The sequence below is a fragment of the Micromonospora rhizosphaerae genome (genome assembly GCF_900091465.1).
Classification (GTDB): Bacteria; Actinomycetota; Actinomycetes; order Mycobacteriales; family Micromonosporaceae; genus Micromonospora; species Micromonospora rhizosphaerae.
Genome location: NZ_FMHV01000002.1, coordinates 2,853,267 through 2,878,344 on the forward strand (window position 1 = coordinate 2,853,267; position 25,078 = coordinate 2,878,344).

The 25,078-nt window shown below is 73.0% G+C and carries 21 protein-coding genes and 1 riboswitch; of the genes, 12 read left to right on the top strand and 9 right to left on the bottom strand.

The annotated features are described in order from the left end of the window. Positions 1–10 precede the first annotated feature (10 nt). The gene (locus GA0070624_RS13800; protein WP_091341090.1) at positions 11–1,045 is read right to left on the bottom strand and encodes a glycosyltransferase family 2 protein; all 1,035 of its coding nucleotides are present in this window, start codon (positions 1,043–1,045) and stop codon (positions 11–13) included. Further along, positions 1,042–2,694, bottom strand: a complete 1,653-nt coding sequence (locus GA0070624_RS13805; RefSeq protein WP_091341091.1) for a carbamoyltransferase family protein — start codon at positions 2,692–2,694, stop codon at positions 1,042–1,044. Before GA0070624_RS13805 ends, GA0070624_RS13800 begins: the two co-directional genes overlap by 4 nt. 232 nt (positions 2,695–2,926) lie before the next feature. On the opposite strand from GA0070624_RS13805, the gene GA0070624_RS13810 reads away from it, so the two are divergent. Next, entirely contained in the window at positions 2,927–3,706 is a 780-nt protein-coding gene (locus GA0070624_RS13810; protein ID WP_091341093.1) for a YwiC-like family protein, read from the top strand. Positions 3,707–3,758: 52 nt separating this feature from the next. Here GA0070624_RS13810 and GA0070624_RS13815 read toward each other — a convergent pair whose 3' ends face one another. After that, positions 3,759–4,979, bottom strand: coding sequence for a globin domain-containing protein (locus GA0070624_RS13815; protein WP_245718778.1), 1,221 nt, complete (start codon positions 4,977–4,979; stop codon positions 3,759–3,761). Between the two features lie 160 nt (positions 4,980–5,139). Between GA0070624_RS13815 and GA0070624_RS13820 the strand changes: the two genes are divergently transcribed. The 4 genes from GA0070624_RS13820 (at position 5,140) to GA0070624_RS13835 (ending at position 10,811) form a co-directional block, all read left to right on the top strand. Next, positions 5,140–5,577 carry an RrF2 family transcriptional regulator gene (locus GA0070624_RS13820; RefSeq protein ID WP_091341097.1) on the top strand — a complete coding sequence of 146 codons (438 nt, stop codon included), beginning with the start codon at positions 5,140–5,142 and terminating at the stop codon, positions 5,575–5,577. Between the two features lie 189 nt (positions 5,578–5,766). Further along, positions 5,767–5,928 (top strand): hypothetical protein, encoded by a 162-nt coding sequence (locus tag GA0070624_RS35725; protein WP_245718779.1) that lies wholly within the window; start codon positions 5,767–5,769, stop codon positions 5,926–5,928. A 312-nt stretch (positions 5,929–6,240) separates the two neighbouring features. Further along, positions 6,241–8,298 (top strand): DNA gyrase/topoisomerase IV subunit B, encoded by a 2,058-nt coding sequence (locus tag GA0070624_RS13830; RefSeq protein ID WP_091348789.1) that lies wholly within the window; start codon positions 6,241–6,243, stop codon positions 8,296–8,298. Between the two features lie 29 nt (positions 8,299–8,327). Then, a complete protein-coding gene (locus GA0070624_RS13835; protein ID WP_091341099.1) occupies positions 8,328–10,811 on the top strand; it encodes a DNA gyrase/topoisomerase IV subunit A in 2,484 nt (827 codons plus the stop codon). A gap of 141 nt (positions 10,812–10,952) precedes the next feature. Here GA0070624_RS13835 and GA0070624_RS13840 read toward each other — a convergent pair whose 3' ends face one another. Next, on the bottom strand, positions 10,953–12,296 hold the full coding sequence (locus tag GA0070624_RS13840) for a uracil-xanthine permease family protein (RefSeq protein ID WP_091341101.1): 1,344 nt from the start codon (positions 12,294–12,296) through the stop codon (positions 10,953–10,955). Between the two features lie 196 nt (positions 12,297–12,492). Between GA0070624_RS13840 and GA0070624_RS13845 the strand changes: the two genes are divergently transcribed. After that, positions 12,493–13,011: a TrmH family RNA methyltransferase gene (locus tag GA0070624_RS13845; RefSeq protein WP_176731690.1), complete on the top strand. Its 519-nt coding sequence runs from the start codon at positions 12,493–12,495 to the stop codon at positions 13,009–13,011. A gap of 12 nt (positions 13,012–13,023) precedes the next feature. Here the strand turns inward: GA0070624_RS13845 and GA0070624_RS13850 are convergent, their stop codons facing one another. Beyond that, positions 13,024–13,659, bottom strand: coding sequence for an alpha-ketoglutarate-dependent dioxygenase AlkB (locus GA0070624_RS13850; protein WP_091341105.1), 636 nt, complete (start codon positions 13,657–13,659; stop codon positions 13,024–13,026). A 293-nt stretch (positions 13,660–13,952) separates the two neighbouring features. Between GA0070624_RS13850 and GA0070624_RS13855 the strand changes: the two genes are divergently transcribed. The 5 genes from GA0070624_RS13855 (at position 13,953) to GA0070624_RS13875 (ending at position 19,056) form a co-directional block, all read left to right on the top strand. Next, positions 13,953–15,158, top strand: a complete 1,206-nt coding sequence (locus GA0070624_RS13855; protein ID WP_091341107.1) for an acyltransferase family protein — start codon at positions 13,953–13,955, stop codon at positions 15,156–15,158. 209 nt (positions 15,159–15,367) lie between these two features. Continuing rightward, positions 15,368–15,730 (top strand): hypothetical protein, encoded by a 363-nt coding sequence (locus GA0070624_RS13860; RefSeq protein ID WP_176731527.1) that lies wholly within the window; start codon positions 15,368–15,370, stop codon positions 15,728–15,730. 212 nt (positions 15,731–15,942) lie between these two features. Continuing rightward, positions 15,943–16,716 carry a hypothetical protein gene (locus GA0070624_RS13865; RefSeq protein WP_091348792.1) on the top strand — a complete coding sequence of 258 codons (774 nt, stop codon included), beginning with the start codon at positions 15,943–15,945 and terminating at the stop codon, positions 16,714–16,716. Positions 16,717–17,003: 287 nt separating this feature from the next. Next, positions 17,004–17,145, top strand: a riboswitch (cyclic di-AMP (ydaO/yuaA leader). 213 nt (positions 17,146–17,358) lie between these two features. After that, positions 17,359–18,186 (top strand): C39 family peptidase, encoded by an 828-nt coding sequence (locus tag GA0070624_RS13870; RefSeq protein ID WP_176731691.1) that lies wholly within the window; start codon positions 17,359–17,361, stop codon positions 18,184–18,186. Between the two features lie 117 nt (positions 18,187–18,303). Next, entirely contained in the window at positions 18,304–19,056 is a 753-nt protein-coding gene (locus tag GA0070624_RS13875) for an alpha/beta fold hydrolase (RefSeq protein ID WP_091341111.1), read from the top strand. A gap of 66 nt (positions 19,057–19,122) precedes the next feature. Here GA0070624_RS13875 and GA0070624_RS13880 read toward each other — a convergent pair whose 3' ends face one another. The 4 genes from GA0070624_RS13880 to GA0070624_RS13895 form a co-directional block, all read right to left on the bottom strand. Further along, on the bottom strand, positions 19,123–20,841 hold the full coding sequence (locus tag GA0070624_RS13880; RefSeq protein ID WP_091341113.1) for a CDP-glycerol glycerophosphotransferase family protein: 1,719 nt from the start codon (positions 20,839–20,841) through the stop codon (positions 19,123–19,125). A 31-nt stretch (positions 20,842–20,872) separates the two neighbouring features. After that, a complete protein-coding gene (locus GA0070624_RS13885) occupies positions 20,873–22,384 on the bottom strand; it encodes a bifunctional cytidylyltransferase/SDR family oxidoreductase (protein WP_091341114.1) in 1,512 nt (503 codons plus the stop codon). 140 nt (positions 22,385–22,524) lie between these two features. After that, on the bottom strand, positions 22,525–23,325 hold the full coding sequence (locus GA0070624_RS13890; RefSeq protein ID WP_091341115.1) for an ABC transporter ATP-binding protein: 801 nt from the start codon (positions 23,323–23,325) through the stop codon (positions 22,525–22,527). Next, entirely contained in the window at positions 23,318–24,220 is a 903-nt protein-coding gene (locus GA0070624_RS13895) for an ABC transporter permease (protein WP_091341117.1), read from the bottom strand. Before GA0070624_RS13895 ends, GA0070624_RS13890 begins: the two co-directional genes overlap by 8 nt. Before the next feature lie 167 nt (positions 24,221–24,387). On the opposite strand from GA0070624_RS13895, the gene GA0070624_RS13900 reads away from it, so the two are divergent. After that, the gene (locus tag GA0070624_RS13900; RefSeq protein WP_091341120.1) at positions 24,388–25,020 is read left to right on the top strand and encodes a TetR/AcrR family transcriptional regulator; all 633 of its coding nucleotides are present in this window, start codon (positions 24,388–24,390) and stop codon (positions 25,018–25,020) included. Positions 25,021–25,078 lie beyond the last annotated feature (58 nt).

A 25,078-nucleotide genomic window follows, 5' to 3' on the forward strand; every position in this document is an offset into this window, starting at 1 on the left:
GAAGTAAACATCAACTCCTCGCCCCCGGCCGGTCGGCCGCCACCACCGCTCCGGCGGGCACCCGGCGGGTGCGCCACCAGCCGCGTACCCAGTGGACGACGGCGACCGGCGGGATCAGCGCGCTGGTCACCAGCATGGTGGCGACCTCGTCGGCGGTGCGCGGGCCGGGTGCGATCCGGGCCCGGGCGAGCTCGGCGGTGCCCGCCGCCCAGGCGAGCGCGGCGGTGCCGGTGGCGAGCCGGAGCGCCCGCCGGGCCGGCGTACCGGGGCGGAGCCGGGCGCCCAGCGCGGCGCCGGCCAGGGCCAGCGCGCCGGCCGCGGTGACCGCGACGTGCCGGGGCCGCCGGCCCGGGGGCAGGCCGAGATCGCTGCGCCAGCGCCGACCGTACAGTCGGCGCAGCAGCGCGTCGTCGGCGTTGCCGCGCTGGGTGCGCAGGCTGACCCAGCGGTCCTCGGGGCGTACCGGATGGGCGACCCGCCGCCGGCCGCGGACCAGCTCCCAGCCGGTGAGCCGGACCCGGTGGGCCAGCTCGGCGTCCTCCCGGTAGGCCCGGGGGAACCGCTCGTCGAACCCGCCGACGGCGACCAGCGCCGCCCGCCGGTAGGCCATGTCGGCGGTGATCCAGGCCCCCTCGGCCAGGCCGGCGGTGCCGCGCTCCCAGTCGGTCGGGCGGCGGCCGGCGGGCGGCGGCACCTCGACCCGGCCCTGCACGCCGCCGACCGTCGCCGGCACCGCCAGGTCGTCGCGCAGCCGCCGGCACCAGTCCGGGGCCGGCACCACGTCGTCGTCCAGGAAGACCACCCACGGCGCCCGGGCCGCCCGCCACCCCAGGTTGCGGGCCGCCGCCGGGCCCGCGCCGCGCCCGGTCAGCACCTTCGTGTACGCGGTCAGCGCGCCCGGCACCGCCAGCTCCCCGGTGTCGTCGCGACGGTCGTCGACCAGCAGGATCTCTACGTCGGGCAGCTCGCCGACCTGACCGGTGAGGGCGTCCAGCAGTGCCGCGACGCTCGGCCGGCCGAGCGTCGGCACCACGATGCTGATCACCGGTCACCGGTCAGGGACCGGCGGTGCACCGCGAACGGGCCGATGGCGAGCAGGTCCACCGGCGCGGAGCCGAACAGCTCCATCGCCTCGCGCGGGGTGTCCACCATGGGCCGGCCGGCGGTGTTCAGCGAGGTGTTCACCACCACCGGCAGGCCGGTGAGCCGCTCGAACTCGGCCAGCAGCTCGGCCACCAGCGGCTCGGTGTCGGTGTGCACGGTCTGCACCCGGGCGGTGCCGTCGACGTGGGTGACCGCCGGAATCCGGTCCCGCCACTCCGGCTTCACGTGGTGCACGAAGAGCATGTACGGGCTGGGGAAGACCCCCTCGAAGATCTCCGCGAAGCGTTCCGCCCGGACCATCGGGGCGATCGGGCGGAACTGCTCACGGCCCTTGACGTCGTTCATCCGAACGGTGGTGGCCGGGTCGCCCGGGTGGGCGAGCAGCGAACGGTGGCCCAGCGCCCGCGGGCCGTACTCGCTGCGGCCCTGGTACCAGGCGACGATGCCGTTGTCGGCGAGCACCCGGGCCGCCTCGACCGCGATCGACGCCGGCCGGCGGTACGGCAGCCGCGCCCGACGCAGCTCCGCCTCCAGTTCCTCGTCCGACCAGCCGCGCCCCAGGTCCGCCCCGGCCATCGGGGCGCATCGGTCACCCAGCGCGCCGGCTACATGCAGGGCCGCGCCGAGCGCCGTTCCCGCGTCGCCGGCCGCCGGCTGAACCCAGACGTCCCGGTACGGCCCCTCCGCGGCGATCCGGGCGTTCGCCACGCAGTTCAGCGCCACTCCGCCGGCCATGGCCAGGGTGGACGCCCCGCCGGAGGCGTCGTACAGCCAGCGGGACAGGTCGAGGATGACCTCCTCCAGCCGGGTCTGCACGCTGGCGGCGAGGTCGGCGTGGTCGTCGGTCAGCTCGCCGTCGGCGGTGCGCGCCTTGGCCATGCCGCTCCAGTCGATCCGCTCGACGCGGAAGCCGCCGTCATCCGTGACCCGGACCAGCTCGCGGAGCAGGCCCAGGTGCTTCGGTTCGCCGTACGAGGCGAGGGCCATCACCTTGTACTCGTCGCTGGAGTGCAGGAAGCCGAGGTGCCGGGTGAGGTCCTCGTAGAGCAGGCCGAGCGAGTGCGGCAGCTCCTGCGCGTACAGGGGCGACAACTGACCGTCGCGGTAGACGCCGGCCAGATGGCTGGCGACCTCTCCGCGCCCGTCCAGCACCAGCACGGCGGAGTCGTCGCCGGCCGGCGGGGCGGCCAGCCCGGCCGAGGCGGCGTGCGCGACGTGGTGCGGCACGAACCGCACCTTCTCCGGGTCGAGCCCAGGCAGGGCGGCCGCGAGGAACTGCGGGGCCCGCTGGGCGTACTCCACGCGCAGCCAGTCCCAGGGGTCGGCGAGGCCGAGGCCGGCCGCGTCCCGGCACAGGCCGGGGTCGAACGAGTAGGCGACCGCGTCGAGGCTGTCAACGTCGATCGCCGCGCTGGCCAGACACCAGGCGGCGGAGAGCTCGGGCAGCTCCCAGGCGGAGAACGGGACGGGTCGCTTGCCGTGCTTGCGCCGGCTGAACCGTTCCTCCTCGGCGGCGGCCACCACCCTCCCGTCCACCACCAGGGCGGCCGCGGGGTCATGGAAGATCGCGTTGATTCCAAGGACGCGCATGAGCAGTGTTCCTACCCCCGCCTCCGCCGCCTAACCTGTAGATCATCGACTTCTCCACGAAGTCGATCGTCGGTTGTGGAGATCGCCGGCGCAGGGCTGCCGCGGGGGCGCGAAGAGTGACCAAAGTCCCTGGCGACGTGGCCATCGCCCGACGAAGCTGGGCAAAGAGGTGCAGGCGGTTCCCCTTTCGCGGCGGGGAGCCGCCTCGTTCGCGAGCCGTCCGGAGGTGCCCATGTTCGCGTCCTCGCCCGGTCGCCCGCCGACGAGCGGCACGGTAGCCCGGCCGGCGCGGGGCCGCCGACACCGCTTCCTGCCGCCGCAGCACGGCGCGTGGGCGATGCTGCTGCTCCCGTACGCCGCCGCGCTGACCGTCACCGGGCCGCGCTGGCCGCACCTGCCGCTGCTCGGCGCCTGGCTCGCCGGCTACCTGCTTTCGTACTACGCCCTGCAGGCGGTGAAGACCGGACGTCCCGACCGGGTACGCCCGCAGCTTCTCCTCTACGGGGGCGCGACCGCGCTGCTCGCCGCCCCGGTGCTGCTCGCCCGGCCGGCGGTGCTCGGCTACGCCCCGCTGTACGGCCTGCTGGTCGGGGGGAACGTCTGGTACGCCCGGCGTCGCCGGGAGCGGGCCGTGCTCAACGACCTCGCCTCCGTCACGCAGAGCACCCTGATGGTGTTCGTCGTGGCGACCGTCGCCGGGGTGCCACCCCGGGCGCTGGCCGGCGTCGCGGCGGCCGTCTTCGCGTATCTGGTCGCCACGGTTCTCTACGTCAAGACGATGATCCGGGAGCGGGAGAGCGCCGGTTACCGGCGCGCCTCCGTCGCGTACCACCTGGCGGTGCTGCTGGTCGCGGTCGTCGCGTGGGGCCCGGCGATGGCGGCGGTCTTCGGGCTGCTGCTGCTCCGCGCCGCGCTGCTGCCCGGGCGGCGGCTCAGCCCGCTCCGGGTGGGCGTGCTCGAGATCGTCGGTTCGCTGCTGGTGCTCGCGGCGATCGCGGTGCACTGGGCCTGAACGGCAGGAACCGGCGGCGCCAGATCGGGCGCCGCCGGTTCCTGTCGGAGGGTCAGACGCGCTCGTCGCGGAGCATGCCCGGACCGAACACCTCGTAGGCGATCCGCTCGCTCGGCACGCCCCGGCGCAGCAGCCCGCCCCGGACGATGTTCATGAACGGCACCGGCCCGCAGAGGTGCACGTGCGCGTCCGGGTTCACCGGGATCAGCTCCGGGTCGACCCGACCGCTGGCGACCTCGGCCGTCAGCCCGAGCAGCTGGCTGTCCGTGACGTCCTCGTACCAGAGGCGCATCCGCAGGTTGGGCAGCTTCTCCTGGAGCCGGGGCAGGTCGTCGCGCATGGCGTGCGCGGTGCCGGCCCGGTCGGCGTGCACCAGCACCACCGGACGCTCGGGCTCGGTGACGGCCAGGTGCTCCAGTGCCGCCATCGCCGGGGTGAGCCCGATGCCGGCGCTGACCAGCACCAGCGGGCCCTCGCCGGGCACCGCGCTGACCTCGCCGAAGGGCGGGCTGAGCCGCAGCGTGTCGCCGACCTCGACCCGCTCGTGCAGGAAGGTGGAGACCATCCCGTCCGGCCCGCCGTCGACGCCGCGTACCCGCTTGACGGTGATCCGCCAGTGGTCCCCGCCGGGCCGGTTGGAGAGGCTGTACTGCCGGATCTGCTGGCCGCGGCCGCCGTCCAGGTCCACCGCCACCGAGGTGTACTGCCCGGGGGTGAAGCCCGGCACCGGTCCACCGTCGGCCGGGACCAGGGTGAACGAGACCACATCCGCGGTCTCCCGCACCTTGCCGGTGACCCGCCAGTCGCGCCACACCGAGCCGTTCTCCGGTACCCCGGCCTCGGTGTAGAGGCGCGCCTCGCGGGCGATCAGCTCGCAGGCCAGCAGCCAGTAGACCTCGTCCCAGGCCGCCGCGACCTCCGGGGTGACCGCCTCGCCGAGCACCTCGCCGACCGCGGCCATCAGGTGCCGGCCGACGATCGTGTACTGGGTGGCGGTGATCCCCAGCGAGACGTGCTTGTGCGCGATCCGGTCCAGGATCGGCCCCCAGGGCACGCTGCTGCCGCCGGTCAGCTGCTCGGCGTACGCGACCACGGCCGCGGCCAGCGCCGCCTTCTGCTGTCCGGTGGCCTGGTTGCTCCGGTTGAAGATGTTCAGCAGCTCCGGGTGGGCGTCGAACATCCGCTGGTAGAACCGGTCGGTGATCGCCTCGCCGTTGGCCTGCACGGCGGGCAGGGTCGCGGCCACCACTGCTGCTGAGGATTCCGAGAGCACGACTACTCCTTCGAGGTCGGGTAGGACGCGCTCCACTGAACAGGAGTTTTAAAGTCCTCTTCTAGGCCAAAGGTCCCGGGTCGGGCGTCGTCCGGATCACACCCGGCACCGGACCATCGGCCCGTGTCGCGGGGCGTTCGCGCTGCTTAGGGTCGGTGTCGTGAAGCTCAACCGGTCCACCGACATGGCCCTGCGGATCGCCATGCTCACCGCCGCGTCCACGGTGCGTACGACGGTGGACGAGCTGGCCACCCGGCTCGCGCTGCCCCGCAGCCACGTGGCGAAGATCGTCCAGCGGCTGCAGCGGATCGGCGTCCTGGCGACCATCCGCGGTCGCTCCGGCGGGGTGGCCTTCGCCGAGCACGCCGGCGAGCTGACCGTCGGCCACGTCGTCCGGGCCTTCGAGGGGGACGACGAGGTGGTCGCCTGTGAGGAGCCGGCCTGCCCGCTGGTCGTCGGCTGCCGACTGCGCGGTGAGCTGCGCCGGGCCCAGGCCGCCTTCCTCGCCGTGCTCGACGGGGTACGCCTCGGCGACCTGGTCGACGGCCCCGCCGGCCCCCTCCTGCTCAGCCTCGGCGCGCCGCCCGCCCCTCGCTGACCACTTCGGTCGGTAGGCTGCGGGGCTGGCCCCGGGATGGGGAGGAGTCGATGTCCGGCTCGCATCCGATCTTCGCGCGGTTCTTCGCGCGGGCCAGCGTGGCGCTGGACCGCGCCGGCGCGGCGGAACACCGACGTCACCTGGTCGAGGGGCTGCGTGGCCGGGTGGTCGAGGTGCGGCAACGGCCGGATGTTCCCGCACTACCCGGCGACCCTGGCCGCCGTGCTGGCCGTCGAGCCGGAACCCCGGCTGCGGGCCGCCGCCCGGGCCGCCGCCGGCCCGGATCCCGGCCCCGGCCGCCCTGCACGTGCTCGGCACCGCGGTCCGGCCATGATCCGCCCGGCAGCCTGACGACCGTCAATCGGTGGGACACCCGTGGAGCCGCTCGAAGCACCCCGTGGGGTCGCCGGCGGCGAGCGATCGGGAAGACACCGCCGGGTCGGATCGTTGTCGTCCACTGACGCCCCCTCGCCGTCCGCCCTTCCGCGCCCGGGGGCCGGATACGGGACGACCGGCAGCGCAACGCCACGCACACCCGCCCGGGTGCCACAGCTCTGTCGGAGTGCCGGGCTAGGCTCGCTCCGGCGCGCGCGTGGCGATCGAGTGAGTGGTGATCATCATGGTGAGCGGCACCACACCGCCGAGACCTGGGAGTACGACCAGTTGACCGCACAGCCTGAGACCCTGTACGGGGCCGACGACCTGACGCACCTGGAGGGCCTGGACGCCGTCCGGAAGCGCCCCGGCATGTACATCGGCTCGACCGACAGCCGTGGCGTGGGTCACCTCGTCAACGAGATCCTCGACAACTCCACGGACGAGGGTGTCGCGGGTCACGCCGCCAAGATCGAGGTGATTCTGCACGCCGACGGCTCGGTGCAGGTCGACGACGACGGTCGGGGCATCCCCACGGACGTGCACGCCAAGTCCGGCATCTCCGGCGTCGAGCTGGTGCTGACCCGGCTGCACGCGGGCGGCAAGTTCGGCGGCTCGGGCTACAAGACCTCCGGCGGTCTGCACGGCGTGGGCGCCTCGGCGGTCAACGCGCTCTCCCGGCGGTTCGACGTCACGGTCCGCCGCAGCGGCAAGATCCACTCGATGTCGTTCCGGCACGGCGTACCGGGGATCTTCGACGGGCCCGGCCCCGACGCGCCCTTCACCGCCGGTCCGGGCCTGCAGATCGTCGGGGCGATGAAGCGCCGCCAGCGCACCGGCACCTCGATCCGGTGGTGGCACGACCCCCGCTACTTCGAGACCGGCGCCCGGCTGGACACCGAGGCGGTCCGGCTCAAGCTCCGCAACACCGCGTTCCTCGTTCCCGGCGTGGCCTACCTGCTGCGCGACGAGACGGGGGAGGAGCCCACCGAGGAGCCCTTCCACTTCCCCAACGGCCTCACCGACATGGTGGAGTTCCTCGCCCCGGCCGGCGACCGACCGGTCTCCGGCACCCTGCTGGTCACCGGCGAGGGCACCTACCGGGAGAACGCCGCCGACGCCAACGGTGTGATGCAGTCCAACGTGCAGCGCCGGGCCGAGGTCGAGGTCGCGTTCCGCTGGGGCACCGGCTACGAGCGCACCGTGGAGTGCTTCACCAACACCATCCGCAACGCGCACGGCGGCACCCACCGCAAGGGCTTCGAGCGCGCCCTGGTCCGCACCCTGGCCGAGGCGGCCCGCAACACCCGCGGCCTGCTCAAGCCCAAGGAGGACGCGCCCACGCTGGACGACGTCCTGGAGGGGATGACCGCGGTGGTGCACGTGCGGATCCCGGAGCCGCAGTTCACCTCGCAGACCAAGGACGAGCTCTCCACCGCCGGCATCACCAAGGTGATCCAGGGTCTGGTCGAGCAGCACCTGAAGAGCTGGCTGGAGGACCGGAAGACCAGGGCCGAGGCCCGCACGGTGCTGCAGAAGATCGTCGACGCGGCCCGGGTCCGGCTGACCCAGAAGCAGCAGAAGGACGCGGCCCGACGCAAGACCGCCCTGGAGGGGGCGTCCATGCCGGCGAAGCTGGTCGACTGCCGCGCGGCCGGCATCGACCGGAGTGAGCTGTTCATCGTGGAGGGCGACAGCGCCCTGGGCACGGGGCGGCTGGCCCGGTCCGCCGAGTACCAGGCGCTCCTGCCCATCCGGGGCAAGATCCTCAACGTGCAGAAAGCCAACCTCCAGCAGGTGCTGGACAACGCCGAGTGCGCGGCGATCGTGCAGGTGCTCGGCGCCGGCTCGGGGCGCACCTTCGACCTGTCGGCGATGCGCTACGGCCGGGTGCTCATCATGGCGGACGCCGACGTGGACGGCGCACACATCCGGACGCTGCTGATCACGCTCTTCGCCCGGTACATGCGGCCGCTGATCGAGGCCGGCCGGCTCTACGCCGCGATGCCACCCCTCCACAAGATCACCACCAGGGGGCGCAACCCGGAGACCTTCTACACCTACACGCAGGCCGAGATGGCGGCGACCGTCCGCAAGCTGGAGAAGGCCGGCAAGCAGATCGTCACCCCGATCCCGCGATTCAAGGGTCTCGGCGAGATGGACGCCGACGAGCTGTGGGAGACCACGATGAACCCGGCCACCCGGTCGGTCCGCCGGATCACCCTCGACGATGTCGATGCCGCGGAACGGATCCTCGACCTGCTGATGGGGGAGAAGGTCGAGCCGCGCCGCAACTGGCTGATCGACTCGGCCGACCTGGTCGACCGGGAGGCGATCGACGCATGAACACGTTCGTTCGAGGGGAGCGCTGAGCGATGGCACGCCGCAAGGAAACGAAGGTCGACCACTCCGCGTTCGACCAGGCCGGCGCTCGGGTTATCGACAACTCGCTGGTCGCCGAGGTCTCCGACTCCTACCTGGAGTACGCCTTCTCGGTCATCCACTCCCGGGCCCTGCCCGACGCCCGGGACGGCCTCAAGCCGGTGCACCGGCGCATCCTCTGGTCGATGTACGACTCGGGTTTCCGCCCCGACCGGTCGCACGTCAAGTCGGCGCGCGTGGTCGGCGACGTGATGGGTCGCTACCACCCGCACGGCGACGCCGCGATCTACGACGCGATGGTCCGGATGGCTCAGGACTTCTCGCTGAACGTGCCACTCATCGACGGGCATGGAAATTTTGGAAGCCCAGACGATGGACCGGCAGCCGCGCGTTACACCGAGGCCCGGATGTCCCGGGAGGCCATGCTGCTCGTCGGTGAGCTGGGCGAGGAGACCGTCGACGTCGAGCCCAACTACGACGGCTCGCTGACCCAGCCCACCGTGCTGCCGGCCGCCTTCCCCAACCTGCTGGTCAACGGCGCGTCCGGGATCGCGGTCGGGATGGCGACCAACATGATCCCGCACAACCTCGGCGAGGTCGTCCAGGCCGCCCGCTGGCTGATCAACCACCCGACCGCCACGCTGGACAAGCTGATGGAGTTCGTCCCCGGCCCGGACCTGCCCACCGGCGGGCTGCTGCTCGGCCTGGACGAGGTGCGCCGGGCGTACGAGACCGGGCGCGGGGTGGTCCGGATGCGCGGCCGGGTGGAGATCGGCCCGCTGGAGGGCAGCCGGGGTCGGCAGGCCATCACCGTCACCGAGCTGCCGTACGGCGTCGGCGCGGAGAAGGTGATCGCGGCGATCACCAACGAGGTCAACAAGACCAAGCGGCTCACCGGCATCGCCGACGTCAAGGACCTGACCGACCGGGAGAACGGCACCCGGCTGGTCATCGAGTGCAAGGTCGGGGTCAACCCGCAGGCGCTGCTGGCCGACCTCTACCGGCTCACCCCGCTGGAGCAGTCGTTCGGCGTCAACAACCTGGTCCTGGTCGACGGCCAGCCGCAGACCCTGGGGCTCAAGGCGCTGCTGGAGGTCTTCCTCGCCCACCGGTACGAGGTGGTGACCCGGCGCAGCTCGTACCGCCGCCGCAAGCGCGAGGAGCGGCTGCACCTGGTCGACGGCCTGCTGATCGCCCTGCTCGACATCGACAAGGTGGTCAAGCTGATCCGGGGCAGCGAGGACGCCCAGGCCGCGAAGGACGGCCTGATGCGGCGGTTCAAGCTCTCCGAGATCCAGGCCACCTACATCCTGGACACCCCGCTGCGTCGGCTGACGAAGTACGACCGGCTGGAGTTGGAGGCCGAGCAGGAGAAGCTCCGCAAGGAGATCGCCGAACTCTCCACCATCCTCGACGACGAGAAGGTGCTCCGGAAGCTGGTCTCCGACGAGCTGGCCGCCGTGGTCAAGCAGTTCACCACCCCGCGCCGGACCACGCTGGTCGACGGCGACCTCAAGGAGGTGCTGGCCGCCTCCGCGCCGGCCGGGCCGCTGGAGGTCGCCGACGACCCGTGCCAGGTGATCCTCTCCGCGACCGGGCTGGTCGCGCGGACCGCGGCCGAGTCCGAGGAGGCCGCCGAGGGGCGTCGGCGCAGCGGCCGGGTCAAGCACGACGCGGTACGCGCGGTCGTCCATTCGACGGCCCGGGGCCGGGTGCTTCTGGTGACCAGCGCCGGCCGGGCGTTCAAGATCGACGTACTGCCGCTGCCCGTGCTGCCCGAACAGTCCGGCACGGTCTCGCTGCGCGGCGGGATGTCGGCGGCCGAGCTGGTGCCGCTGGAGCCGGGCGAGACGGTGGTGGGCCTGGCGCCGCTCGGCCCGTCCGCCGAGGGCTCCCCGGGCCTGGCGCTGGGCACCCGGCAGGGCGTGGTCAAGGTCTGCGCCCCCGAGTGGCCGGTCCGCTCCGACGAGTTCGAGGTGATCTCCCTGCGCGAGGGGGACGAGGTGGTCGGGGCGACCTGGCTCACCGACGGCGCAGAGGCGCTGACCTTCATCTCCTCGGAGGCGTCCCTGCTGCGCTACGCCGCGTCCGTGGTCCGGCCGCAGGGCATCAAGGGTGGCGGCATGGCCGGCATGAACCTGCCGGCCGGGGCGCACGTGGTCTTCTTCGGCGCGGTCCGCACCGACGATCCGGGGCACGGCGAGCCGATGGTGGTGACCTCGACCGGGGCCACGGTCAAGGTGACGCCCTTCGCCGCGTACCCGGCCAAGGGGCGGGCGACCGGCGGGGTGCGCGCGCAGCGGTTCCTCAAGGGGGAGACCGACGTGGTGGTCGCGTGGGCGGGGCCCCGCCCGGTGGGCGCCACGGCCAACGGCGAGCCGGTGGAGTTGCCGGCCGCGGATCCGCGCCGCGACGGCTCCGGCTTCGCCGTCCTGCTCGGCCCCACGGTCATCGGCCACCTGGTCCAACGCGACTGACCCCGGTCGCTCTCGCACCCGCGGCGCCCCGGACCACCGGTCCGGGGCGCCGTGCGCGTCGATCATGAAGTTATTGCCCTCCTCCACGGCGTGTCAGGGCAATAACTTCATGATCAACGGGGCGGTTCGGGGTGGGGTGGGTCAGAGTTCGGGTTCGGGGCCGCGGCGGGTCTCCGGCGTGGTCCCGCGGAGGCGGGCGATCAGGCGCATGCCGTGGTAGATCACCAGGGCTGCGCCGGTGCCGAGGGCGATGCCGTTGAAGGAGAGGTCGCCGGCGGTCAGCGTGTAGTTGGCGGCGCCGATGATCACTGCAACGGCGGCGGTCATCAGATTGACCGGGTCGTGGAAGTCGACCCGGTTCTCGATCCAGATCCGGGCGCCGAGGACGGCGATCAGGCCGTAGAGCGCCGTGGTCGCGCCGCCGAGCACCCCGGCCGGCACGGTGAGGATGAGCGCGCCGAACTTCGGGCTCAGCCCGAGCAGCACCGCGGCCACACCGGCCACCCAGTACGCCGCGGTCGAGTAGACCCGGGTCGCCGCCATCACGCCGATGTTCTCCGCGTACGTGGTGGTGCCGGAGCCGCCGCCGGAGCCCGCCAGCACGGTCGCGATGCCGTCGCCGAGGAACGCCCGGCCCATGTCCTTGTCCAGGTTGCGGCCGGTCATCGCGGCCACCGCCTTGACGTGCCCGGCGTTCTCCGCGATCAGCACCAGGACCACCGGGATCACCAGCACCACCGCCCGGAAGCTGAAGCTGGGCGTGTGGAACACGGGCAGCCCGAACCAGTCCGCCTCCTTCAGCCCGGTCACCGCCTTGGGGTCGAGCTGGCCGAGGAGGGCGGCGAGCACCCAGCCGACCACGACGCCGAGCAGGATGGAGAGCCGGGCCAGGAAGCCCCGGAACAGCACGGTGGCGAGCAGGATCGCGACCAGCGTGACCACTGCGATCAGCGGCTGGGCCCGCACCCCGCCGTTGCCACCACCGTCCCAGGCCACCGGCGCGAGATTGAGACCGATCAGCGCCACGATCGCGCCGGTGACCACCGGCGGCATCAGCGCGTCGATCCACCGGGCGCCGGCGAGTTGCACCACCACGCCGACCAGCGCCAGCGCGGCGCCGGCCACCAGGATGCCGCCGAGCGCGGGCCCGATGTCGCCGCCGGCCTTCGCGGCCAGCACCGGCGCGATGAAGGCGAACGACGAGCCGAGGTACGACGGCAGCCGGTTGCCGGTGATCAGCAGGAACAGCAGCGTGCCCAGCCCGGAGAAGAAGAGCGTGGTGGCCGGCGGGAAGCCGGTGATCAGCGGCACGGTGAAGGTGGCGCCGAACATCGCGACGACGTGCTGCACGCCGACGCCGACCGTACGTGGCCAGGAGAGCCGCTCATCGGGGTGGACCACGTCGCCCGGTCGGATCGACCGGCCGTCGCCGTGCACCCTCCACGGCGACCAGCGGGAACGCGGTTCGGTGGGGGACTGGGTCATGGCCTGCCCTTCGCGTCGTCAGGTGACGGGGGCGGTGATCGACCCTGAGAGTTGTTTGTACCATGCCGCCGGCCGGGGCGATCGAGCCCCCGGCAGGTCTACAATCAACCCGCTTGTCACCGTCGATGGCCCGGGTGCGCCGCGAAGCACCCCCGCACATGTCCCTCCTCTTCTCCGGCGGAGTCGCCGGACCGGCGTGAGTCCCGCCATCCGGGTGCGCCCGCGTCGCGAGCTGCGCGCCAGCCGGCGTACCCGCGCTCACCGCTGCTGGGGCCACCTGATCGCCGCCCCGCTCTGGCCGATGCACGCTGCCAACCTCGGAACCCTGCTGCGTACCTGTGACGCCGTGGGCGCCTGCCTGGCCGTCCCACCGTTCGGCTGGGTCGACGAGGCTCTCGCCCGTGGCAACACGCTGCGCCGACCAAGCTGCGTGCACCGGGTCGGCAGCCCGCTGCGCTGGCTCGCTGCCGAGCGGGCGGCCGGCACGCAGGTTCTCGGCGTGGAGTTGGCCGACGAGGCGATCCGTCTCGGTGACCTGCCCGCCGCCCGGCGCCGGACGGTAATGGTCCTCGGTCACGAGGCGAGCGGAATCCCGCCGGAGGCTCTGGACGCTCTCCATGCGGTGGTGGAGATCCCGATGGTCGGCCACGGGCTCAGCCTCAACGTCGCGGTCGCCGGCTCCCTGGTGCTCTACAAGCTCGCCGGCCTGCTCTGACCGGGGGAGGGGTCAGGCCACACCGGCGGGGCGGAACTGGACGCTGACCCGGGGGCCGACCGGCCGGGCGGTCTTGGGGATGGCGTGCTCCCAGGTGCGCTGGCAGGAGCCGCCCATCACCACCAGGTCGCCGTGGCCGAGCGGGAAGCGCAGGCTCGCCCCGCCGCCGCGCGGGCGCAGCAGCAGCGGACGCGGCGAGCCGAACGAGACGATGGCGACCATGGTGTCGGTGTGCGCCGAGCGGCCGAGGGTGTCCCCGTGCCAGGCGACGCTGTCCCGCCCGTCCCGGTAGAGGCACATCCCGGCGGTGACGAACGGTTCGCCCAGCTCGTCGGCGTAGTGCCGGGTCAGCGCCTCGCGCGCCGCGGTGAGCACCGGGTGGGGCAGCGGGCGGCCGCCGGCGTACCAGCAGAGCAGGCGCGGGACGTCGACCTCGGTGTCGTACATCGTGCGGCGCTCGGCCCGCCAGGGCACGTCGCGGAGCAGGGTGTCGAGCACCGTGTCGGAGCCCCGCACCCAGCCGGGCAGGTGGTCCACCCAGGCGCCCCGGCTCAGCTCGTGCCGGCGCAGCTGGCCGGCGAGCGGGCCCAGGGTCGCGCCCTGCTCGGCGAAATCCAGCATCGAGGGCTGGTAGGCGACGTCGGACACGACACCGATCCTACCCTTTCCCTCGAACAGGCGTACGAGCGTCGTCGTCGCGGTCCGGCGGACGTCATGGTCGGTCCAGCCAGGTCCACCCGTGGGCCAACCCTGCCTTGCCCCGGGTCCCGCCTGCCGGTCGCCACTCCGGCTCGGGAGCGACCGGGCATATCAACCGGTAGGGTGCCCGGCGGCGGCGTGATCGGGGCGCGTCGTGGGCCCGCCGCGGCGACCGCCCGTCGACGACCCGCCGAGGAGGAGACGCAGATGCTGGTGACCCTGGTGACGGTCGGGTTCCCGGCATGACGAGCGCCCCGACCACCCGCCCTGCCCGGACCTCGGTGCCGGCGAGCCGACTGCCCTCGCTGACCGGGCTGCGCTGGATCGCCGCCCTGCTGGTCTTCGGTTTCCACGCCGCCACCATGCGGATCGTCGCCGAGCCCGACTACAAGGCGGTCGTGGACCGGCTGTTCGCCCTCGGCCTGTCCGGCGTGGAATTCTTCTTCATCCTCAGTGGATTCGTCCTGGTCTGGTCGTACCGGTCGGGCGAGCGCCGACGGACCTTCCTGCGCCGACGGCTGGCCAAGATCTACCCGAACCACCTGCTGATGTGGGCGGTGGTGCTGCTCGTCGGGCTCTGGTTCGCCGACCCGGTGAACCTCTGGGCGGCGCTCGGCAACCTCTTCCTGGTCCAGGCCTGGAACCCCACTCCCGGCTACTTCTACAGCGTCAACACGGTGAGCTGGTCGCTCTCCTGTGAGCTGTTCTTCTACCTGTGCCTGCCCTTCGCGCTGCCGGTGCTGCGCCGGCTGCGGCCCGCCACGCTCTGGACGGTGGTGGTCGCCGCGCCGCTGCTGATCGTGGCGCTCTGGCCGGCCCAGCACCTGGTCCCCGAGGAGAGCCGCTGGTGGTTCACCCAGATCTTCCCGCTCGTGCGGTCGCTGGAGTTCTGGATGGGGGTGGCCGCGGCCGAGCTCATGCGTCGGGGCCGCTGGCGGGGGCCGGGCCTGACCGCGGCCAGCCTGATCTTCGTCGCCACCTGGGTGGTGGCCGCGCAGTGGATCCGGGCGGAGCTCTGGGCGGGTCTGCTGGCGGTGGCGTACCTCCTGGTCATCACGGCCGCGGCGGACGCCGACGTGCGTGGCCGGCGGACGCCGTGGCGGTCGCGCCCGATGGTCTGGCTCGGTGAGGTCTCCTTCGCGTTCTACCTGGTGCACGTCTTCGTGATGGTCACCGTGTTGCGGCTGACCGGCCACCGCGGCGTCGGGCTGCCCGGTTGGTGGGGCCCGCTCGCCGTGCTCGGCTTCCTGCTGGTGAACCTGCTGCTCGCCGCGGCCATGCACCGGTACGTCGAGACGCCGATGATGCGCCGGCTGGGACCGCCTCGCCGGGCCGGCGAGCGGACACCGCCGATCCTGCCGTCGCAACGGACGCCGTCCGGACCGGTCGGTGAGCGCGACGGCGCGGCCCGGCCGATCGAGTACGCCGGACGGCGCGATCGGGCCTGAGCGAGCCTGGGCCGCCCCGTACCCCCCGTCAACGAACGAGGCGCCCCCGTGACGTCGGTGCCGCAGACGACTCGGCCGATGACCGTCCACGATGGTCGGTCTCCGCCGATCCCCTCGTCGCGACACGCCCGGAGGCGGTGCGGCGCGGGCGGTATCGGGGGTAGCGTGGACGCGTGCTCCCGGTCGCGCTCAGCTGTCCCTTGTGGTGGATGGCGCGCTGGACCGCCCGCATGCTCACCAGCCTGGCTGTGGCCGTCGCCTGTTCCCTCGGCGCCACCGCGCTGCCCGTCGGCCCGGCGGCGTCCGGGCACGCCGAGCGGGCCGCCGCTGCCAGGCCGGCCGTCGCCGACGCGCCGGCCGACCACGCGTCGCCGGCCTCCCGGCTCGCCGCGCCCACGCCGCGGTCGGACGCCTCCGTCGACGTCGCCGCCACCACCGACGCGTCGGCCCCTCCGGCCGGCAGCTCCGTCCCCGCGATCGCCCGCCCGGTCGTGGTCCCGGTCACCCGGCACCGCGCCCTCGTCGGTCTCGCCCCGGCCACCCTCGGCTCCCGCGCCCCGCCGGCCGGCTGACCGACACCGCGGCCACCCTCGGCTCCCGCGCCGGCCAGCTGACCGACACCGCCGGTCGGCGGCGTCCCGGCCCTGCTGCCCGCGGCGACGGCCCGCAACTCACCACCGACCTCACCCCGCACCCGGCCGACGGCGGCCCCGCGGCGCCCGGTCGCGCCCACCCCGTCGGGTCGTGCGGACCACTCCACCACATCCGCTTCCGTGAGGTGCCGATCATGCAGACCGTTCTCTACCAGTTTCTGATCGAGGTCCCGCGGGCCGCCCTCATCTGGTCGGGCCTGCTCGTGCTGGCCGTGGCCGTGCTCGCCGGGCTGGTGGCCCGCCCGGAGCGGGAGGCTCCACCCGACGCTGAGCCCGCCCCGGCTGCGGCGGAGGAGGCACAGCTCGCCGACCTGCGCCGGTACGCCGACGAGGTGGCGGTGGCCGCCGCCGGCGCCGCGCAGACCGCCCGTCGACGGCGGGAGCAGTGGCTGGCCGTCCAGGCGGACGTCGACCGGGCCTGGCAGGCGTACGACGAGGCCGAGGATGCCGTCCGGCGGCTCGCCGGCGCCGCCGTGCTGCCCGCTCCACGTACCCCGCGCACCCCGGCCGAGTACGCGGCCCGGGAGCGGTGGCTGCACCACGCCGCGATGGCGGCGCACTGGCGGGGCGAGTTGACGGCGCGGCAACTTGCCGACGTCTTCGCGCACCGGAACGGGTGGGACCCGCGCCGGCATCCGGCCGAGCAGGAGATCGTCCTGGCCCGGGCGGTACGCGACGGGAGGCTGGCCGGCTATCGGGCGGCGGCCGAACGGGAGCGGCGGGCCTGGCGGGACGCCGACCTGGCCGCCGAGGCGGCCCGGGCACTGGCCGTCGAGGCGTACGCCGCGGCGCAGCGGCTGCGCCCCGGCCATGCCCCGGTACGCCGATCGGCGGCGCCGGCCCTGGCCCCGATCGCCCCGGCGGGGGCGCGGACGGCCCGCTGGCGTCCGGCGCGGGTTGGCTGAATTGTGATGTGAATCTGGTGAGCCCGGTCACGCAAACACCGAAACGGTCATCTGGATCAGGTCGGGTGATTGACCCCCGCAATTGCGGGCCGGTCGCCACCGGATGTCCGATTGTCGCCCGGCGGTCCCGTCATAACTGCTTGTCCCATTGAGTGACGTCAGTGACGGGCTGTTCCGGTCAGAGTAATGATGTTCGAGGTTTACGCAGGTGGGGGTGCTTGTTTGGGGCCGTGCCCGCCGGTAGTGTCTGCGCGTCCGGTGCGGTTTCCGATCGCAACAGGCGACGCCGCGCCGACCCGCTCAATCGTGACCATCACGAACCGGGGACCCAGTGCACGTCCGGGGTGAATCCGCGAGCCACGGCCCGCGGTAGGGCGACTTCCCGCCCGAATCCGTCAGCTAACCCGGTAGGCGGTGTCGGAAGGAGTTCCATCTCGTGCAGCCTGGTCCCGCCCCTCGGTCGTCCCCCCGCCTCCACGGCGCCGCGGTGCCGTCGCTCGCCCGCTCGGCGAGCTGATTCCGGCACCCGCCCCGATGCCCGGCTGACCGGGCGCCCCCGTTCCCCGCGGCCCACCCCCGCCCACGACCATCGTCGCGCGTGAGCTTCTCCGCGCGCCGGGCCGGCGTGTGCCGCTCCAGCTCGTGGAGGATCACGTGAAGCACCGCCGTAAGCAGCAGTTGCGCGCTCTCGCCGCCAAGCGCCCCTACCAGATCGTCGCCGGCTCCGCCGCCGCGCTCGTGCTGGCCTCCGGCGCCGGCGCCCTGCTCGCCCATTCCGACGACGCACCCGTCCGCCAGGAGAGCGCCGCCGCCGTGGCCGAGCTGGCCCCCCGGCTGGGTGACGTCGCCACCCGCGGCCAGGCCCGGATCGGCGCGTCCCCGTCGAGCGCCTCGCCGTCGGCGAGCGCCACCTCGGCCAAGCCCGACCCGGACCTGACCCGCAAGGCCGCGCCGAAGCCGCCGTCGACCAAGGTCCTCGACTACAACTACGAGGCGCAGACCGCCTACTGGAACTGCGGCCCGGCCGCGGTGCGCAACGCGCTCAGCGCGAGCGGCGTCGAGACCACCCAGGACGCGATGGTCGCCCCGCTGGGCGCCACCGTGAACGGCACCAACTCGGCCGAGGACACCACCCGGGGGCTCAACCAGATGGTCAAGGGGAGTCCGTACAAGACCCACGAAATCCCGGGCCAGGCCGCGACGCCGGCGCAGATGGACCAGCTCCAGGCCGACGTCGTCAACGCGATCACCGACGGCCGCGGCGTCGTGGTGAACATCGCCGGCTCCGCCACCGACACCGACGGCGGCTGGCACTCGTTCCCGGGCGGCCACTACATCGCGGTGGTCGGCTACAAGGACGACGGCCGGACCGTGCGGATCGCCGACTCGGCCAACCCGTCGTACCCGTCGTACTGGATCACCACCATCAACCTGGCGAACTGGGCGGCCACCCGCGGCTACTCCGCCTGATCACCTGCACTGACCGTCGGGCGCCGGCTCCATCGGGAGCCGGCGCCCGACGTCGTTGCGGGCCCAACGCCGTCCGCGCTCTCGCGGATGATGTCCGACCGATGGCAGACTGCGGCCATGGCCGATGAGACGGGTACCCGCCACCTGTTGCTGCTGCACGGCATGGGCGCCACCGGCGAGGTGTGGCTGCCCTGGGCGCCGCTGCTGGAGCACCGGTGGCCGGGCCGGTGGCTCGCCCCCGACCTGGCCGGCCACGGCTGGTCGCCGCCGCTGCCGGCGTACTCCTTCGAGGGCCTGGCCCGGCGGGTGGTGGCGAGCCTGGGGCCGGTCGCCGAGCGGCTCGGGCCGCGGGACCGACTCGTGGTGCTGGGGCACTCGCTCGGCGGGGTGGTGGCGCTGGCGCTGGCCGCGCGGAGCGTCGGCCTGCCGGTGGATGCCGTCGTGGGGCTCGGCATCAAGGCCGTCTGGTCGCCCGCCGAGCTCGACAAGGCCCGCGAGTTGGCCGAGCGGCCCGTCACCTGGTTCGCCAGCCGGGACGAGGCCGCCCGCCGCTACCTGCGGGTCTCCGGCCTGGCCGGGCTCTTCGCACCGGACCACCCGGTGGTGGACGCCGGGCTGCGCCGAGAGGACGGCCGGTGGCGGCTGGCGATGGACCCGGCCGCCTTCGCGGTGGGCGAGCCGCGCCTGCCGGCGCTGCTCGCCGCGACCGACGTGCCGGTGCTGCTGGCCCGGGGCGAGCACGACCCGATGGTCACCGACGCCCAGCTCAAGGAGCTGGGCGTGCCGGTGGCGACCCTGCCCGGCCTCGGCCACAACGCCCATGTGGAGGACCCGGAGGTCGTCCTCTCCCTCCTGGACCCCTATCACTGATCCCGGTTCGGACCAACGTCGCCATCCGAGGGCGAGGCTCGCCCTGGTGACCGTCCCCGCCGTTGATCAGGCGGTGGGGGAGAGCGGTGAGCCGTCCTGAACGAGGGCGTCGGCTGCGCGGCGGGGGGCCGGTGGGTTCCAGCCCGGCTCGAGCTCCCGGCGGGCCGCGTCCAGGAACGCCTCGGCGTACGACTCGGCGGAGAAGTCGCCGAGGTAGCGGCTCCGGGTGGCCCACCGGGCCGATGCCAACGGGTCGGTGTCGAGCAGCTCCTTCAGCACCTCGTCCACGTTGGACATGTCCCGGCGCAGCACGTAACCCGAGCCGGCCAACGGGAACCGCTCGGCGAAGCGGTCCCCCTCGTCGCCCATGTCGGTCACCGCGTACGGCTTGCCGGAGTAGAGGTAGTCCGAGATGACCCCGGAGACGTCCGAGATCAGCGCGTCGGAGCGGTTGACGCACTCGGTCAGGCTCAGCTCGCGGGTCGCCGCGGCGCCCCAGCGGTGCTGGCGGCCGGTCCGGGCCTGGTCCGCGGCGAGCAGCTCGGTCAGCCGGGCGAGCTGCCGCGCCGACGCCGGGTTCTGCGAGGTGTACGGGTGGGCCCGCAGGATCACCGTGGCGCCCCGGTCCAGCAGCCGGCGGATCACCGTCTCGGCCACCGGCAGCGAGCAGTAGTTGGTGTCGGCGTGGTGCCCGGTCCAGGTCGGGGTGTAGAGGACGGTGGGGTCGGTCAGTCCAAGCGCCGGCTCCCGGCGTACCTCGATCGCCTCCACCTGCGGGCGGCCGACCACCACGAACTTCTCCGCCGGGATCTCCACGCCGGCCCGGGCGTACCGCTCGATCGCGGCCGGCCCGGCCACGAAGATCCGGTCGAAGATGGCGGAGACCGGGTTCGCGCTCGGCGCCTTGTCGCTGTCGCCGTGGTGCAGCTGCACGTGGGTGAGCTGGTTGAACCGGATGCAGTGGCTGTTCTTCGCCGCGTGGTTGACGTAGAACGCCACCCGCAGGCTCGGCACCAGCGCCTCGTCCATCGTCTTCAGGGTCGGGCAGAAGACCACCGGGGCGGTGGTGGCGGCCGCGATCGTCGGCAGGAACTCCGGCTCGCGCAGCATCACCATGAACGGCCGGCCGATCCGCTCCAGGTACGGCAGCCACATGGTGACCTGGTACTCCGACCCCGGTGGGGCGGAGAAGTAGAGCAGGAACTCGGGCTGGTGGCGGCGCAGCGCCCGACCCACCGGACCACCGCCGGCCGGCGGCCGGAACCGCCGCCGGGCCAGGTCGAGGCCGACCGCGGCGCAGCCGGCCCCGACCAGCAGGCTGGCGGCCAGCGCGAGCCAGGCCGGCAGGGCGAACGCGGCGGCGACGGCGACCGCGCCGAGGAGCACGAGCAGCGCGTCACCGAGCCGGGCGGCGACCAGCGGCGTCCAGGAGCGGACCGGCAGGTTGCCGGCGCGGATCTCCAGGGCACCCGCGTCGCGCAGCGGCCCGACCAGCAGGACCAGCCCGAGCAGGACCAGCGCGGTGGCGGCCAGCGCCGGGTCGAAGCCGTCGTCGAGCCGGCGGGCGTACCCGACCAGGATGCCCGCGGCGACCAGCACCGATTCGGCGACGCCGTCGGCGCCCGGGCGGACCCGGCGTTCCACGGCGGCGGCGGCCAGGGCGGCGACCGCGATCGCCAGCCCCCAGCCGGTCGCCCCGGTCAGCGCCACGATGAGGAAGGCCAGCACCGCCAGCCCGGTGGTCAGCGCCCGGGCCAGCAGCTTCCGGACCAGGTCACCACTCATCTCGCTCGTCCCGTCCCGCCGATCCGTCGGATCAGGCCTCGATGCCGGCGGAGAGCTGCTCGGACGAATGCGCGCCCGGCTGGGCGGGCACCGCCGCGACCTGCTCGCCCGGCGTCCGTCGTACGTCGATGACCTGGCCGGTCAGCTCGGAGATCAGCACGTCCAGCGACGCCTGGGCGACCGCCTCGGCGGAGAGCAGGGTGTGCTCCGGCTCCTCGCCGAACGCCTTGGTCCGCATCGGCGTGGCGGTGCGCTCCGGGTTGATGCAGTTGACCCGTACGCCGAACTCGGCCCACTCGTCCGCGAGGGCCTGGGTCAGGTTGACCAGGGCGGCCTTGGTGGCCGAGTAGAGGGCGTACCGGGCCCGGCCCCGGGTGTACGAGCTGGAGGTGTAGAGCAGCAGCTGACCCTTGGTCTGCTGGAGATAGGGCAGCGACTGCCGGGCGACGGTGACCGGGCCGACGAAGTTGACGTGCAGGAGCCGGTCCATGGTCTCCTCGTCCATTTCGGCCAGCGCGCCCTTCTCCAGGATCCCGGCGGTGACCACCACGTGGTCGATCCGGCCGGTGGCCTCGAAGGCGGTCTTCAGTGCGGACGCCACGTCCTCGGCCCGCTCGACGTGGGTGCCGGTGGTGGACCGGCTGAACGGGAAGACCTGGGCACCGTAGCGGCGGGCCAGCTCGGCGAGGTCGTGGCCGATGCCGTAGCTGCCGCCGAAGACCACGATGGTCCGGCCGGTCAGCTCCTCGGTGTAGCTGCGGTGGTCGGTGAGCCGGGGCGCCTGCGCGGCGGCGAGCTGGAAGAGCTTGTCCGCCAGGTGCACATCGACCGGGTGGGTGACCTTGATGTTCTCGTCCGAGCCGTCGATCACCCTGATCGGCGTGCCGGGCAGGTAGCGCAGCACCACGCCGCAGTCGTCGGTGGCGGCGAAGTCGGGGTCGCCCTCGGCCCGCCGGTACGCCTCCCGGATGGTGCCGGACCGGAAGGCCTGCGGGGTCTGGCCGCGGCGCAGCGTCGCGCGCACCGGGATGTCGGTGATGCAGTCGAGCTCGTCGACCTGGATGATCGTGTCGGCCGAGGGGATGGCCACGTCGACCGCGGAGTAGGTCCAGAGCGCGTTGACGCACTCGCGCACGATGCGGGCGCTGACCAGCGGCCGCACCGCGTCGTGGAAGAGGATGTTGACGTCGCCCTCGCCGATCGCGTCCAGCGCGATCCGGGTGGTGGCGTTTCGGGTGTCGCCGCCCTCGATCACCTTGCTGACCTTGCGGAACCCGGCGTCCGCGACGATCCGCTGGGCGTCGGCGAGGTGGCCGGCGGCCATCAGCACGATGATCTCGTCGATCTCCGGCGCGGCCTCGAAGACGGCCAGGGTGTGCTCGATGATCGGCTTGCCGGCGATCTTCAGCAGCTGCTTCGGGATGCCCAGCCCGAGGCGGGTCCCGGTCCCCCCGGCGAGGATCACGGCCACCGTCCGCGAGGGGCGCCAGGGTGCCGGGCTGGCCGGCGGGGCGTCCGGTGCGGTGGTGGGGTCCTGCGTCATTGCCGTTCCTCACTTCTGCGGGGGTTGGTGGGCTTTCGCCTGGATGACCGGGTGGTGAACTGTCGCCGGCAACCAGAAAACCTTAACGCGTACGACGGAGCGCACCGACCGGGCACGTCCGGCCGGTGCGCTCCACCAAGCTACTTCTGGCTCTCGTACGCCGCGATCACCTCGTCGGTCGGGCCGTCCATCTTCAGGATGCCCCCCTCCAGCCAGATCGTCCGCTCGCAGGTGTCCACGATCGAGCTGAGCGAGTGGCTCACCAGGAACACGGTGCCGGCGCTCTCCCGCAACTCCCGGACCCGCTGCTCGCTGCGGCGGCGGAACTTCCGGTCGCCGGTGGCCAACGCCTCGTCGATCAGCAGCACGTCGTGCTTCTTCGCCGCGGCGATGGCGAACCGCAGCCGGGCGCCCATGCCGGAGGAGTAGGTGCGCATCGGCAGTGAGGCGAAGTCGCCCCGCTCGTTGATCCCGGAGAACTCGATGATCTCGGGGGTCAGCCGCTTGACCTCCTCGGGCGGCATGCCCATGGCCAGGCAGCCGAGCACCACGTTGCGCTCGCCGGAGAGGTCGTTGAGCAGCGCCGCGTTCACGCCGAGCAGCGAGGGCTGGCCCAGCGTGTAGACCGCGCCCCGGTTGACCGGCAGCAGGCCGGCGATGGCTCGCAGCAGGGTGGACTTGCCGGAGCCGTTGCTGCCGATCAGCCCGATCGCCTCACCCTGGTACGCGGTGAAGGTGACCCCCTTCACCGCGTGCACCTCGGTAATGTTCGGGGCGTTGGTGCGGGACACGATGCGCTTGAGGGCGGAGACCGGGCTGCTGCCGCCGGTGGCCCCCTTGTGTACCCGGTAGATCACGTGCACGTCGTCCACCACGACGGTCGGGACGCGCCCCCGATCCGCGGTGACGGTGGTGCCCGCCGGTTGGGTCTGGTCAGCCACGGCCGTACTCCTCTTCGCCACGCCAGAAGTAGATGAAACCGCCCACGCCGACCAGCACGGCCCAGGCCAGGCCGAGCAGCCACAGCTGGGTCGGGGACGAGACCAGGTTCTGCTGGTTGGACTCCAGCAGCGCGTGTCGGGCCAGCTCGATGTAGACGAGTGCCGGGTTGCCCTCCAGCAGGGTCGCCGCCCAGCCGGGCAGGTGCTGGCGGAACAGCGCGACCGGGTAGAGCACGCCGGAGGCGTACAGCCAGGTCCGCATGACGAAGGGCATGACCTGCTTGAGGTCGGTGACCTTTGCGCCGATCCGGGCCATGATCATGGTCAGCCCGACGTTGAACACCGTCTGGAGCAGTAGCATCGGGACGGTCAGCAGCCACCGGAAGGTGAGGGGCTCGCCGGTGAACAGGACGATGCCGGCCAGCACCACCATCGACATCAGCAGCTGCTGGAGCTGAACCAGGGTGACCGTGATCGGCAGCGCCGCCCGGGGGAACTGCAGCGCCCGGATCAGCCCCAGGTTCGAGGTGATCGCGCTGGTGCCGTTCTGCACCGCGGTCTGGGTGAACATGAAGATGAAGACACCCGTGCAGAGGTAGGCGATGAAGTTCGACACGTTCCGGTGCTGGGACAGGATCAGGCCGAAGATCAGGTAGTAGACCGCCGCGTTGGTCAGCGGGGTCAGCACCTGCCAGAGCTGCCCGAGCTGGGTGTTGCTGAAGGAGGAGGCCACCTTCGCCCGGGAGTACGTGATCATGAAATGCCGGTAGGCCCAGAGCTTGCGGATGTACTCGGCCAGGGTCGGGCGTTCCCCGGCGACCCGGAGCCCGTACCGCTTGGCGAGCTGGGCCTGGGTCAGCCCGGAGTCGGGGTCGGCCACCGCGGTGTTGGCCATCGTCAGGCGCTCCGATCTTTCGTACTGTCAGGGAGCTGAAGAAAATGTGTCGCGGCGATGAAATCTAGCGTGGCCAAGCCGTGGAGCGCCGCCCTCGCCGCTGCGTGGAAGGTAGTCCAAAACACGTCGGGACGCAACCGTACCGTCGTTGCGCTACATTGTCCCACGTGACGACCGAGAAGAGGCGTGTCCCGGCGGGTGCGGCGGTGCTCCGGGGTGAGATCACCACGGCCATCCGTGCCGCCGTCATGCAGGAGTTGGCCGAGGTCGGCTACGGTCGCCTCTCCATCGAGGCGGTGGCCCGCCGGGCCGGGGTCAGCAAGACGGCGGTCTATCGTCGCTGGCGCTCCAAGCTCGACCTGGTGCTGGACATGGTCTCCGCGGTGGCGGGGCGCAACCTGCCCCTGCTCGACACCGGAAGCCTGCTGGGTGACCTGGAGATCCTGTTGCACGTGATGGCCCGCGCGCTGCGTCACCGCCTGGCCTCGCAGATCATCCCGGACCTGCTCGCCGAGGCCGCCCGCAACCCGCAGATCGGCGAGAAGCTCCAGCAGGCGCTCGACGACTACCAGCAGGCGGTCGGCCGGATCCTGATCGGGCGGGCGGTGGAACGCGGGGAGCTGCCGGCCGACACCGATCCGCGGGCCGCGGTCGACCTGATCGTCGGGCCGATCTACTGGCGGCTGGCGATCGCCCGGGCCCCGCTGAGCGCGGCGGAGGTGCCCCGGATGGCCGCCGCGATCGTCGCGGCGCTCCGAGTAGCATGCTTGGGGCCCGTCCGCGACGAGGTGGAAGTGTGACCCCGGCGCCGTCGTCCGTGACCTGCCGCCCGGCGCCACCTGGATGCACCTGGCCGGT